The organism is Rhodococcus sp. DMU1 (genome assembly GCF_012272955.1).
In the GTDB taxonomy this organism is placed as follows: Bacteria; Actinomycetota; Actinomycetes; order Mycobacteriales; family Mycobacteriaceae; genus Rhodococcus; species Rhodococcus aetherivorans.
In genome coordinates this window covers 491,673-503,944 of record NZ_CP050952.1, presented here as the reverse complement: position 1 = coordinate 503,944, position 12,272 = coordinate 491,673, and the positions used below count along the sequence as shown (strand labels likewise).

General features: G+C 66.6%; 12 protein-coding genes. 6 read left to right on the top strand and 6 right to left on the bottom strand.

What is annotated here, in order from left to right; genetic code table 11:
* Positions 1 to 477 precede the first annotated feature (477 nt).
* Complete coding sequence (locus HFP48_RS02280; RefSeq protein ID WP_050034446.1) at positions 478 to 1,611, top strand: acetyl-CoA C-acyltransferase; 1,134 nt, start codon at positions 478 to 480, stop codon at positions 1,609 to 1,611.
* Between the two features lie 494 nt (positions 1,612 to 2,105).
* Here the strand turns inward: HFP48_RS02280 and HFP48_RS02275 are convergent, their stop codons facing one another.
* Positions 2,106 to 2,252, bottom strand: coding sequence for a hypothetical protein (locus tag HFP48_RS02275; RefSeq protein WP_168578954.1), 147 nt, complete (start codon positions 2,250 to 2,252; stop codon positions 2,106 to 2,108).
* Between the two features lie 131 nt (positions 2,253 to 2,383).
* Here HFP48_RS02275 and HFP48_RS31425 point away from each other — a divergent pair, with 131 nt between their 5' ends.
* Together HFP48_RS31425 and HFP48_RS31420 are read left to right on the top strand one after the other, a co-directional pair.
* A complete protein-coding gene (locus tag HFP48_RS31425) occupies positions 2,384 to 2,665 on the top strand; it encodes a hypothetical protein (RefSeq protein WP_231772095.1) in 282 nt (93 codons plus the stop codon).
* A gap of 378 nt (positions 2,666 to 3,043) precedes the next feature.
* Complete coding sequence (locus HFP48_RS31420) at positions 3,044 to 3,376, top strand: hypothetical protein (protein WP_246872501.1); 333 nt, start codon at positions 3,044 to 3,046, stop codon at positions 3,374 to 3,376.
* Positions 3,377 to 3,733: 357 nt separating this feature from the next.
* On the opposite strand, the gene HFP48_RS02265 is transcribed toward HFP48_RS31420, so the two are convergent.
* The 4 genes from HFP48_RS02265 to HFP48_RS02250 form a co-directional block, all read right to left on the bottom strand.
* Positions 3,734 to 5,095 carry an MFS transporter gene (locus HFP48_RS02265; RefSeq protein WP_231772096.1) on the bottom strand — a complete coding sequence of 454 codons (1,362 nt, stop codon included), beginning with the start codon at positions 5,093 to 5,095 and terminating at the stop codon, positions 3,734 to 3,736.
* 1,273 nt (positions 5,096 to 6,368) lie between these two features.
* Positions 6,369 to 6,563 (bottom strand): hypothetical protein, encoded by a 195-nt coding sequence (locus HFP48_RS02260; RefSeq protein WP_050034441.1) that lies wholly within the window; start codon positions 6,561 to 6,563, stop codon positions 6,369 to 6,371.
* Between the two features lie 63 nt (positions 6,564 to 6,626).
* Positions 6,627 to 8,429, bottom strand: a complete 1,803-nt coding sequence (locus tag HFP48_RS02255; protein WP_327204990.1) for a long-chain fatty acid--CoA ligase — start codon at positions 8,427 to 8,429, stop codon at positions 6,627 to 6,629.
* A gap of 31 nt (positions 8,430 to 8,460) precedes the next feature.
* Positions 8,461 to 9,225, bottom strand: a complete 765-nt coding sequence (locus HFP48_RS02250) for an SDR family NAD(P)-dependent oxidoreductase (protein ID WP_050034440.1) — start codon at positions 9,223 to 9,225, stop codon at positions 8,461 to 8,463.
* 194 nt (positions 9,226 to 9,419) lie between these two features.
* Here HFP48_RS02250 and HFP48_RS02245 point away from each other — a divergent pair, with 194 nt between their 5' ends.
* The 3 genes from HFP48_RS02245 to HFP48_RS02235 are packed head-to-tail and all read left to right on the top strand — an operon-like array spanning position 9,420 to position 12,033.
* On the top strand, positions 9,420 to 10,652 hold the full coding sequence (locus tag HFP48_RS02245) for a cytochrome P450 (RefSeq protein WP_065923144.1): 1,233 nt from the start codon (positions 9,420 to 9,422) through the stop codon (positions 10,650 to 10,652).
* A 17-nt stretch (positions 10,653 to 10,669) separates the two neighbouring features.
* Positions 10,670 to 10,864, top strand: coding sequence for a ferredoxin (locus HFP48_RS02240; protein ID WP_050034438.1), 195 nt, complete (start codon positions 10,670 to 10,672; stop codon positions 10,862 to 10,864).
* Positions 10,861 to 12,033, top strand: coding sequence for an FAD/NAD(P)-binding oxidoreductase (locus HFP48_RS02235; RefSeq protein WP_065923145.1), 1,173 nt, complete (start codon positions 10,861 to 10,863; stop codon positions 12,031 to 12,033). The genes HFP48_RS02240 and HFP48_RS02235 overlap by 4 nt, the downstream gene beginning before the upstream one ends.
* Here HFP48_RS02235 and HFP48_RS02230 read toward each other — a convergent pair.
* Positions 11,983 to 12,195, bottom strand: coding sequence for a hypothetical protein (locus tag HFP48_RS02230; RefSeq protein WP_168578952.1), 213 nt, complete (start codon positions 12,193 to 12,195; stop codon positions 11,983 to 11,985). The two genes, HFP48_RS02235 and HFP48_RS02230, sit on opposite strands and share 51 nt — an antisense overlap.
* Between the last annotated feature and the right edge of the window lie 77 nt (positions 12,196 to 12,272).

Below are 12,272 nucleotides of genomic sequence, written 5' to 3'. Positions count from 1 at the left end.
TCGACCACATTCGTCGAAGAGGGCATGTGACCGCCGGACATCCGAGCAACAACTCGCTTCCCACCTAAACCAGTTCCGCGAGCGAAGTCCAATAGCGAATACGGAACTGCTCAATCGTAAGTCGCTATCTTCCCCATAGTTCGTCGCGACGGGGGAAAACGCGGCATCGAACTGATTGTCACGATCGACGAGTGGGGCGTCTCGCTCACTGCCTCGGCGCCGGAGCTGGGTGAGGACACGGAGGCAGTGCTCTGCGCGCCGGGTCGGGCTGCGAAGTTCGAGACTCTCATCTCCTCCGGTGTCATTCACCAGCGAGCAACCGCCCGAACAGAAGTCGCTACCCGATCTGCATCGATTCGTCGCGATGGTCATTCATAGGTGGATCGAATCGCCGTGTTCGCATTCGCCTCTTTGTGCCCGATGCGCTGCCCTGATTGATTCGAGGGTGCATCGAACCGAGGACACCAGGAGCACATCATGCGAGATGCAGTCATAGTCGACGCGGTACGAACCCCAGTCGGCAAGCGCAATGGATCACTGGCCGGGATCCATCCCGCAGACCTGTCGGCCCACGTATTGACCGCTCTGGCGGCGCGGACTGGTATCGATCCCGCGGTCGTCGACGACGTTGTGTGGGGTTGTGTCGGCCAGATCGGAGACCAGGCGAACAACATCGGCCGGAGCGGCGTCCTCGCGGCGGGCTGGCCCGAGTCGGTTCCGGCCACCACGGTAGACCGGCAGTGTGGTTCGAGCCAGCAGGCGCTGCACTTCGCCGCCGCCGGGGTGATCGCCGGCCACTATGACGTTGCCGTTGCCGGCGGTGTGGAGTCGATGTCTCGGGTCCCGATGGGTTCCAGCCGCCAATCCGGGCAACCGTTCGGGCAGACTGTTCTGGACCGATTCGGGGTCGAGACCTTCAACCAGGGAGTCGGCGCCGAAATGATCGCCGCGAAGTGGGGGCTCACCCGTCGCCAGCTCGATCACTTCGCGGTGATGTCACATGAGAAGGCGGCCGCGGCAGTCGATTCAGAAGCACTGGTGGGCCAGATCGCCCCTCTTCCCGGTGTGTTGGACATGGACGAGGGTATTCGCCGGGGCACCACTGTCGACAAGCTCGCCGAACTGAAAACCTCGTTCAAGAAGGACGGCGTCATCCACGCCGGCAACGCCTCCCAAATCTCCGACGGTGCCGGAGCACTGCTGGTCACTACCAGCGAAAAGGCACACCAACTCGGTCTGACCCCGATCGCACGAGTCCATACCGCCGTGATGGCAGGCGACGATCCGGTAATGATGCTGACGGGGCCCATCCCGGCAACCGCAAAGGCGCTCGAACGATCCGGCCTCTCGATCGCCGATATCGGCGCATTCGAGGTCAACGAGGCGTTTGCCTCGGTTCCGCTCGCATGGCTCGGCGAGACCGGAGCCGACCCGACCCTGGTGAATCCGCTGGGCGGCGCGATTGCGGTCGGGCACCCACTCGGCGGTTCCGGCGCGATCCTGGCGACCCGGCTGGTGCATCACATGCGAGACCGAAAGATCCGGTACGGCCTGCAGACGATGTGCGAGGGCGGCGGCATGGCCAACGCCACGATTCTCGAGCTGCTCTGACAACCTACTTCTGTCGAAGATCCGTCGGGGTACAGATCAGGGGTGAAGCCACAGACGAAAGAGGATGACCAGCAGCACCGGCCTCCCGTGGCGGTGTACTCGGTGGGCGAGCAGCCGGACACCCGCTTCTCGCTCGCCAATGAATGCACCGCACGAGCCTGCGTCCGAACAGTCCGACCCCGGTCGCCGGTGAGGCCACCCCGATGACCACCCTGACGGGTCTGTCACAGACCACGATCTATCTCGGGACAAGGTCGCGTTCGTCGCCTGCGGTACCGGCAGCGTACTCGCGGTGGCAGCCGTGCGGTCATGGCGGCGCCAAGAACGAGCCCTCCACTCGACCAGCCCCTACCCCTCCCCCGGGCTCGCCGGCGGCGTCTGTGCTCTGGCCGTCGAACTGGTCGCATTCGACGTAGCCGCTCCACGTGCCGATGTGACACTCGCGGGAGGAAGGGGGCAGGCAGTGCGACGCACTCCACGCGGTGGCATCGACGTCACGCCCCACACAGCACGATGGCGGTCATCAGCGAGACGCTTCGAGCCCTCGAGTCAGGTGAACGGACCCCGCAGTGACCTGCGGCCTCGATCGACTTGTCGTGCTGGTCGACGAGGACGGTGGTGATCGTCGCTCGTGACGGCATCGGCACGTTGTGGCCCGACCAGCGGTTCGCGAGGTTGGCGTCGGGAAGGTTCGGGGTCCCGCTTGCGCGTCGGCCCGCGCGCACTCGGCCTGGATGGCCACGTTCGTGGCAACCGAGAAAAGAATGTCGCCGTGAGTGAGCTTCACGCCCTGGGGTGCACCGGTGGTTCGAGAAGGGAAGATCAGTGCGAGCAGGCCGTCGCGGGACACCGAACGCCAGACGCGGTCGAAGTCGAAATCCGGGACGTCACGCGACTCGAGGTCGTCGAGGCCGACGGTCCCGTCTGCGTAGCTGTCGACACAGACGACGGTACGGACCCCGGTGTCCGCGGCCCCCATACGAATCTTGTCGAGAGATTGCTTCTCGTACAACACAACCCGCTTGTCGATGCTGTCGACGAGGTAGGCGGCTGATCGGCGGTAAGGTGTTGTAGAACGAGGCCCAGCCGTTCGGCTCGTGGCGGGTACGGCGATCCAGGGGGAGCGGCAATTCGGCCGCGTGTCGTGGTGCGCTGAGCCGCTCCCTGCGGTGGCGTTCGACTCGCGACCGGGGAAACAACTCGCCTACCCGGCGGTGTTCGCCGCAGCCGAAGCGCTCCTTTTCGGTGGTGAACACGTCGTCGAGCACCAGATCGGCAGTATCGCGCAGGATCTGGTTGAGCACGGCCTTGCCCTGCACCGCCTTCACCGGGCCGACGGCAGATCATTCCGTGAGCGCGTGCGGCCTGGTCGAGCAGATGCTCGCGCTCGACGACACGGTTCATCAGGCCGATCCGCTCCGACTCCGACGCGGTGACCTTGTCGCCGGTCATCAGGGACTTTTTCGGGCGGGTCATCCCGACCAGCCATGACCAGGTAATAGCACCGTCGTCGCCGGCGGTGACGGTGACGGTCACGTGCGGATCGGAGATGATCGCCGCGCTCGAGATGAGCATGATGTCGCACAGCAGCGCGATGGTGGCGCCGAGATCGACTGCAGGCGTTGACCGGCGAGATGATGGCCTGGGGCGATGCGAGGATGTCCATAGTGATCTTCCGGGCTTCCTGGAAGAGCGCGTCGAGCACTGGGCCGGCTTCCGGCTGCTCGCCCCAGGGTTTCCCGCCGTGGCGAATGCCTTGCCCTGACCGGTCAGCACGACGGCTCGTATCGTGTCGTCCTTCCGGATCTGGGCAGATTTCCGGGCGAGCTCCTCATGCATCGGACGGCGGATCGCGTTGTACATTTCGGGGCGGCTGAACTCGACCGCCAGCACGTGCCCGCCACGGTGAAATGTCAGGGGCGGCAGTCCGAGTAGTGCTTGTTCTCCCCCGTGTATGCCCCTCTTCCAGGAAGATGTGCCGGCCGGACAAATCGGCCCACCGTTCGAGTGTGTGCAGACTTGACTGCACTTCAGGCACGCAACAGGTCCTAGCGTGAGCCACAGTCGGACACGGTAGTAGTTGACTTTCTCCGTCATCGACACGACAGGACCGCAGGCGCACTCAGCGCGGTCCGATCTGCCCCGCCGATGCCGCATCGTCCGCGCGCACAGCCGACAATTCCTGCGCCTCGACGAAACACGCAACGTTGCGTTCGGGGTTGATGAGCGCAGCGGCGATCAGCGCTCCGCCCACCAGGACGACACCGAAGGCGGCGAACCCGAGCTGGTAACCATGGAGCGGGTTCGAAGCGTCGTTCACCAGGTTGCCCAGCAGCAAAGGCGCGATCACGCCACCCATGCTGTAGCAGGTGATCATCACGCCCATGACGGTGCCGCGCTGTTTGACCGGGACGACGTCCGAGACCAGCGTCCAGGCGATACCCTGGGCGCCGACCACCAGGGACGCTCCGACCGCGAGCAGGACAATTTGCAGCACACCGCGATCCAGGAGAGGCCATGCGATGGTGCTCAAACCGCCTAGTGCCACCAGCGCGCAGGGCAGCAGTCCCCTAGCAGCGCGGACGCTTGCCCCTCGCCGGGTCATGGCGCGGGACACTGCCGCGAAGACGATCATCAAGATCGCGCCGCAGAGGTACGGCAGGGACACCAGCCAGCCGGTGGCGACCTTGTCGTAACCCAGCCCCTGACGCAACGCCAACGGCAGCCAGCTGATCTTGAGCGCCACGCTGCAGTAGGTGGCAAAGAAGAGCAGGGTAATGCCGACGATGGTGCCGGACGTCAACAGGCGACGGTAGGGGACCCGCTCCGGAAGCATCGGAAACGACGACACCGCGTGCCCTGTGACCTCGGGGCCGTCGCGACCGACAATCAACCAGCCGACCACCCACACCAGGCCCACGATCGCCATGGCGGCGAAGGCCGCATGCCACGAGTAGTGGATGACGAGTGCGGTGATGATCGGTGCGGCGACGAGCGGACCGACCGATGTTCCCGACGCGACAATGGATGTGGGCAGAGCCCGCTTCTCGGCCCGGAACCAGCTATGCGTCACTCCGAAGGCCAGGGCGGCCGTCGGGCCCTCCGCGAAACCGAGGATCATGCGCGTGATCAGCAGCACGGTGAAACTGGTGCTCCACACCATCGGGAGAAGGCACAGCGCCCATATCAGTGCAACGCCGGCGAGAAGCCACCGGCCTGGAATTCGACCGATCAGCATGCCGCCGACGATGGCGCCGATTGCAAAGAACCAGAAGAAGCCGCTCTGCACGAGACCGAACTGGCTCGGGGTGATGCCCAGGTCGTCGATAAGGTCCACGCCGACGAGGCCGAGCACGGCCTTGTCGGCGAAGTTGATGAGCATGAACACGAAGAGCATCGCCGCGGTGACCCAGGCCTGACGCCTGGTCGGCGAACGGTGTGGCCCGGCCGAAACCGTTGCCGAAAATGTGTGATCGACAGCCATGGGTGGCCTTTCTCTACGTCGTTGAGTCTCGCGGAGGTGATCGACGATCGGCTCACCGCTCGGAATCCGGCCCGGCCCGGCTGCGAGAAGCACATCACAGACCCCGCTATAGAGTGAAGTGAACCACTTTCGACACCGTCGCACAAGCCCCCCGGTCACTATCAGCGATTAACTTTAAGGCCGATTACCCTGCATACGAACCCAGGCACTCCGAATATTGAGTCACAATCGAGGGGCGGCGTACGGTGCATGTGCCGGGAACGCTGCGGATCGAGCAGACCGGCCTGCCGCCCGTCCGGGCAACCGACAACCGATCGAGGCGACGGGGACGATCGATCCCTCGCGACTCACGCATCCGCCGCCCGAACGCCCAGGTGCACAGTGGACATCCGGCGCAATCGACGTCAAACACCCCATGCCACACCCGCAGTTCGACGTCGAGTAGCGAGCCTCCGCGGACCGCGGCATTGTCGACGAGGGCCCAGGCGCGCCAACACCTCACCGATCTGATCGACGACCCGCTCGACGCTGTGTTCTGCGTTCTGCGAACCTGGCCGGTATGGACACCCGAGACATTCAGGATGAGATCAAGGTTGCGGTGCCGGCAACGATCACCAGGCCGATGACCGCAGACCGAAAGACGGTCGTGGGTACGCGCCGTGCCGCTTCCAGCCCGACGGCATTGCCGACTGGAACAGCAATGACACCCAGTGGTACGAGTGCCCACACCATGTCCTGCGGACATCACCCTCGACAGAGGGATGCCGGCGTAAAAGTGCTAGCCACAACGACATACTCCACAAGATCGGCAATGAAGGTCAGTGGGGCCTCGGCTCGCTACATCGAAAAGGAGTACCGGCGGCAGCCCGCCGAGCGAGGTCTTGGCCGCCATGAAACCGCCCAGATCCCGGTGACTGCATGTGTCGCGTGTCGGTCCCCCCGAGTCGGTGCGATCCGGAATCGCCAACCGGATTCCGCACAACAGACCGTCACCCCGGCGACCGGTTCGAGCAGGCGCTAGGGCAGATGAGCGCCCCACACGCTCCCCGACCACGCCCCCCAGGATCCTGCCCGCGCATAGCGGGCGCACCCGACACCAGTTCATGTGCTCACGCATGCGGATCGCCTCGGCAATCCACGGGATGAGCCCGGCGGCGAGTTCGGCCACCGAGACCACGGTGACGTCCATGCTTTCAGCCCCCACGCCCCGCCGGGCCCATCGAGGGTGCTGTGGTCGCGACGATGGCGCGCGCCGAGACCATCCATCTCGTGCTCACAGTTCAGGTCGCCAACGCGCGACGCCCGACCAAACATCCTTGTGGCCCATGAGAGTCGCGCCACCGCCGTCGACGATCAGGGTCTGGACACCGCCGTTGGCGAGGATGCCGGCGATTCCTTCCGGAGCCGGGTCACGAACGGTTTCGACCAGTGCGGCACGGCCGACCGGCGTCCCGAGGTCGGCGGTCACCTGGACACCGCCGAGATCGACGCCGATTACACGCACTCATGCGCAGGAACATTCCCGGTCAGGTCAGGCATAGAGCGCGGCGATTTCGGCGGCGTACTTCTCGTGCACGAGCTTGCGACGCACCTTCGTGGTGGCGGTGAGCTCGTCACTGTTGACATCCCAGTACGACGGCAGCACCGTGTGCGCACGCACCTGCTCCACCCGCGAGAGCCGCTCGTTGCCGCGCGCGATACCTTCGGCCACCTCCCGCACCACGCGCGGGTCCTGGGACAGCGTCTCGGCGCGGAGGTCGGTGATGCCGTGGGCGGCCGCGAACGCCGCGGCCTGCTCGCGGTCGAGGACGACGAGCGCCGCGACGTGCGGCCGCCCGTCACCGACGGCGACGACCGAGCCGGCGAGGGGGCAGGCGAGACGGACTGCGTTCTCGATGTTCGCCGGTGCGAGGTTCTTGCCCGACGAGTTGATGATCATGTCCTTCTTGCGGTCGACGATCCGGACGTAGCCGTCCTCATCCACGGTGGCGATGTCGCCGGTGTGGAGCCAGCCCTCCGAGTCGACGGCCTCCGCCGTCTTCGCGGGGTCGTTGCGGTAGCCGCGCATCACGCCCGGGCTGCGGAGCAGCAGCTCACCGTCGTCGGCGAGCCTCACCTCGACTCCGTTACGCGCCTGGCCCACGGTGCCCACCCGGATCCGGTGGGGGTGGTTGGCGATGCCCGAGGCAGCGCTCTCGGTGAGCCCGTAGACCTCGCAGACCGGCACGCCGAGCGCCAAGAAGAACTCCAGCGTCTCCGGCGCGATCGGCGCACCGCCCGAGGTCGCGTAGTACAGACCGTCCAAGCCGAACCGACGCCGCCAGGCGTGCAGGACCGCCGCGTCCACTGTGGCGTGCTGGGTGGCGAGCGTTTCGGGAACCGGGTCGCCGGCAAGTTCTCTGCGCACCTTCTCCAGCCCGACGGCGAGGGCTTGCTCGATCGCGGCCCGCTCGGCGGGCGGCTCGGCGGCAATTGCGTTCTCGATCAGCGCCTTGAGCTTGTACCAGATCATCGGCACGCCCATGAAGGTCGACGGGTGGACCTCCTGGAATGCCGTCAGCACCGACCGGCCGTCGACCACGTCGGTCACCGTGGCTCCGGTCACCATCGGCAGGTAGTGCGCGGCGAATCTGTTGGCGAGGTTGGCGTCGGGTAGGTACGACAGCACCCGTTCTTCCGCATCGCGCGTCGTGAACTCCGCCTGCTGTCGCGCCCTGACCGACGAAGAGTAGAGCAGGTTGGCGTGGGTGATTTCGACACCCTTGGGTTCACCGGTCGTGCCCGAGGTGTAGATCAGGGCGACCAGGTCGTCGCGCCCGACCGCGCGCCACGACGCGTCGAAGTCGAAGTCCGGGTCACCGAGCGCGACGAGCGCGTCCAGGGAGAGCTGGTCGTCGGCGGCATCGTCGATGCAGACCACGCGGGTGTCCGGGTGCTGCAGTGCGGCTGTGCGGATGACCTCACCGAACCGCGCCTCGCAGATCACCACCCGGCTGCCGGCACTACCGAGCAGCGACGACACCTGGTCGGCGGTGAACGTGTTGTAGATCGAGTACGACGTCGCGCCGAGGTGCATCACCGCGGTGTCGACGATGTGGAACTCCGGTCGGTTCGTCAGCATGATCGCAACCGTGTCGCCGGGTCGGACGCCTAGTCCCGCCAGGCCGGCGGCGATGCGGCGAACTCGGTGGTCGTACTCGCGCCAGGTGAAGGTTCGACCGTCCTCCCAGGCACGGAGCGCGACCTGGTCGGGGCGCGCGGCGACGGTGGACTGGAACACGTGGCACAGGCTCTGAGCTTCGGCGACCTGCTGCATCGTCAGATGGGTGGGCACGTTGGCCTTCCTGGGGTTCGGGGAGCGGGACTCAGCGGACATCCGGCGGCCAGAGCTGTAGCACCTGGCCCGACATGTGCGTGGTGGCGGGAGAGAGGAGGTAGCGCACGGCCGCTGCGACTTCGTCCGGCGTCCCGAGGCGGTCCGCGATTTCCTTCTCGCGCTCCGGCTGCTCGCTGAGGCGCACGCGCAGCCTGCCGGTCGAGATCAGGCCCGGCGCCACGCAATTGACGCGGATGCCCTCGGGTGTCAGCTCGTTGGCGAGGTAGCGGGTGTAGTGCATGACGGCCGCCTTGGTGATCCCGTAGTGGGCGTAGCCGCCCTGCGGGTTGGCGACCACGCCGGTGAGTGAACCCATGGTCACGATCGCCGGATTGGTCGCCTGCCGCAGGGCCGGGAGGGCGGCCTGCACGGTCGTGATCGTGCCGTGCAGGTTGCGGCGCAGTACGTCGTCCAACGCGCTCAGATCGATGGTGGCGGCCGTGTTGTCGGCGAAGCCGCCGCTGCCGCCGCCTGCATTGCAGACCAACGCATCGAGCCGCGACCAGTCCTGGTGGATCCGAGCGCCCAGCTCTTGCATGGCCTCGACGTCGGTGGTGCTGGCCTCGACGGCGATGGTCGGCACGCCGATCTCGCGCAGCTCGTCGACAACCGAGCCGGCGGCCTCGTCGAACTCACGGTAGCCGTCGAAGTCGGTGTCGACGACAGCGATGGCGTACCCCTCACGGGCGAGGGAGACGGCGATCTGCCGGCCGATGCCGCGAGCTGCGCCGGTGACCAGGGCTGTGGGGTGCACAGATACCTCCTTGAGTCGAACGATTATTCACTTCTAGATGCCCGCGAGAGCTCTGTCAAGAGCCCAGCCGGCACAGCATGTAATTGACTGTTTGGGTGCAGATCTTGACCTTACGCAGAATAGGTGGATACTACCAGGAGTAAGTGAATACAACTTAGAGTATTCCATCTCTCCCTTCCGCTTCTGGAGGTCGCATGCTGCACACCGCCGATGTCCCCCTGTACCCCATGCCGCGTGACACCGCACGATGCCCGTTCGACCCGGCGGGCGACCTAGCCGAGATTCAGCAGGAAGAGGGTTTGCGCCGGGTGCGGATCTGGGACGGCAGTGAGCCCTGGCTGGTGACCCGGCACACCGACATCCGCGCGGTGATGGCGAGTCCACTGGTCAGCGCGGACACCGACAATCCGGCATACCCGCACAGCTCAGCCGCGATCAAGGCGCGCCGGGCGCGGGCGAAAACCTTCTTCACCGAGGACGGCCCGGCCCACGACGAGCCGCGCCGCGCGCTGGCCCGGGACTTCACCGCCAAGCGCATGCAGAGCATGCGGGACGTCGTCCAGGCCGTCACCGACCGGTGCATCGACGAGATGCTCGCCGGCCCCAAGCCTGTCGATCTCGTCGAGTCGCTCGCCCTGCCGGTGCCGTCGGTCATGATCTGCGAGCTGCTGGGCGTTCCCTACTCCGAGCACGACCGCTTCCAGGAGCTCACCAAGGTATTCACCGCGGCAACCTCCACACCCGCGGACACCGTGGCAGCGGCCGAGGAGATGCTCGCGATGATCGGAAACGTCATCGACGCCAAGATCGAGAAACCGACTGACGACACTCTGAGCCGCCTCGTCGTCGAACAGCTCAACCCCGGTCTCATGACCCGCGAAGAGGTTGCCCGGATGGGCTTGCTGCTCCTGACCGCCGGCCATGAGACCTCCGCCAACATGATCGCCCTCGGCACCGCCGCACTACTGACCAACCCGGAGCAGGCCGCGCTGATCCGTGACGCCGACGACCCGGCGGTGGCCGCAGGTGCGGTCGAGGAGCTGCTGCGTTACCTCACGATCGTCCACAGCGGTGCCCGGCGCGTGGCCATCGGCGACTTCGAGGTTGCGGGCACGCAGATCCGCGCCGGCGACGGCCTGATCCTCGACTTTCCCTCCGCCAACCGCGACAAGGCCGCCTTCGCCAGCGAGGGCCACGCCGAACCCGACGTCCTCGACATCACCCGGCCCGCACGGCACCACCTCGCGTTCAGCTTCGGGGTCCACCAGTGCCTGGGGCAGCAGCTGGCCAGGGTCGAGCTGCAGGTCGTCTACTCGACTCTCCTCAAGCGGATCCCCACTCTCGCTCTGGCGGAGCCGGTGACGGAACTCCAATACAAGACCGACATGTCCATCTACGGCTTGCATCGCCTGCCTGTGACCTGGTGACCGAAAGGACAGACCTGATGAGGATCCACATCGACGAGGACAAGTGCGTCGGCGGCGGGCAATGCGTGCTTGCCGCGCCCGAGGTGTTCGACCAGCGGGACGAGGACGGCATCGTCATCCTGCTCGAAGACTCACCCCCGGCCGACCTCGCCCCCCAAGTGCACGAGGCCGCGCTGCTCTGCCCGGCCCTCGCGATCGTGGTCGAGGAATGAGCCTCGACCAGGTCGTGGTCGTCGGTGTCTCGGCCGCGGGTCTGACCGCGGCCGAGACACTGCGCCGCGAGGGGTACACCGCCAGACTGGTCCTGGTCGACGGAGACCAGCGGCCCCCGTACGACCGACCGCCACTGTCGAAGCAGCTGCTTCGCGGAGAGTGGGAAGAGGAGAAACTCACCCTGCGCCCGCCCGCCGCGCTCGAAGGGCTCGACGCCGAATGGCGGCTGGGAGTACGGGCCGAGCGGCTCGACCTCGCGGCGGGCCGGCTCGCGCTCGCGGACGGTTCCGACATCGCCTTCGACGGACTGGTCGTCGCGACGGGCGTGCGTCCCCGGGCCCTGCCCTTCGCAGTCGGCCGCCCCGGGGTGCACATGCTCCGCACGATCGAGGACGCCCTCGCGCTGCGTCGGGAGGTTGTACCCGGCGCAGCCGTCGTCGTCGTCGGCGCAGGCTTCCTCGGCACGGAAGCAGCCTCGGTGGCCGCCGAACTCGGCTGCCGGGTCACCGTCATCGACCCGCTGGAGCTGCCGCTGCAGCGCCAACTCGGTCCGCGGATCGGCCAGCGGGTCGCGCGACTGCACCGTGACCACGGTGTGCAGCTGCTCTGTGGACGCGGCGTCGCCGATGTCCGGGAGACCGACGGCCGGGTGAGCGGCGTCGTCCTGGACGACGGCGCGGAGGTCGCCGCAGACGTACTGCTCGTCGCGATCGGCGCCGAGCCGGTCACCGACTGGCTGCGCGGCAGCGGACTCACCATCGACGACGGAGTCCAGTGCGACGAATTCTGCCAGGCCGCACCGGGGGTCGTCGCCGCCGGTGATGTCGCCTCGTGGCTTCACCCGACGCTCGGACGGCTTCGTCTCGAGCACCGGATGAACGCCACCGAGCAGGGCATGGCGGCCGCGAGGACCCTGCTGGGGAAGCGGACACCGTTCGCACCGGTGCCATACTTCTGGAGCGACCAGTACGACGTGCGGATCCAGGTTTACGGCCGCCCCACGGCCGCGGACTTCACCGCCGTCGAGGGCTCGCTCGACGAGGGACCCTTTGCCGCCGTGCAACGCGACGCGTCCGGGCGTACCACCGCTGTCGCCGGATGGAACATGCCGCGCCAGCTACGCGCGCTGCGCCAGGAACTCGTCGAGCAGCAGGCTGTCCGGTGCTGACTGCGGCCCCGGAGGCGCGCTGCTGACGAAAACCACGGCAGCAACACCCTTCTCATCGGCCCACGTGTCGAGGTAGCGAGTTCGGGCGGATCCGTCGACGACCGTGCACAAAGTCATACACCCTTGGCCGTCGACCACGTCACAGGCGTGGTCGACGGTCACGGCGTAGCTCCTGCCTCGCAGCAATGAACATGCCGGCCGTATCGCGGTCCTACTGCTCCGACAGCAGTTCCTCGGTG

Bases quoted from the DNA above. Each gene is read 5' to 3' on its own strand.
- HFP48_RS02280 (WP_050034446.1), top strand. From the start codon at position 478: ATGCGAGATGCAGTCATAGTCGACGCGGTACGAACCCCAGTCGGCAAG.
- HFP48_RS02275 (WP_168578954.1), bottom strand. From the start codon at position 2,252: ATGCCGTCACGAGCGACGATCACCACCGTCCTCGTCGACCAGCACGAC.
- HFP48_RS02265 (WP_231772096.1), bottom strand. From the start codon at position 5,095: ATGGCTGTCGATCACACATTTTCGGCAACGGTTTCGGCCGGGCCACAC.
- HFP48_RS02245 (WP_065923144.1), top strand. From the start codon at position 9,420: ATGCTGCACACCGCCGATGTCCCCCTGTACCCCATGCCGCGTGACACC.
- HFP48_RS02240 (WP_050034438.1), top strand. From the start codon at position 10,670: ATGAGGATCCACATCGACGAGGACAAGTGCGTCGGCGGCGGGCAATGC.
- HFP48_RS02235 (WP_065923145.1), top strand. From the start codon at position 10,861: ATGAGCCTCGACCAGGTCGTGGTCGTCGGTGTCTCGGCCGCGGGTCTG.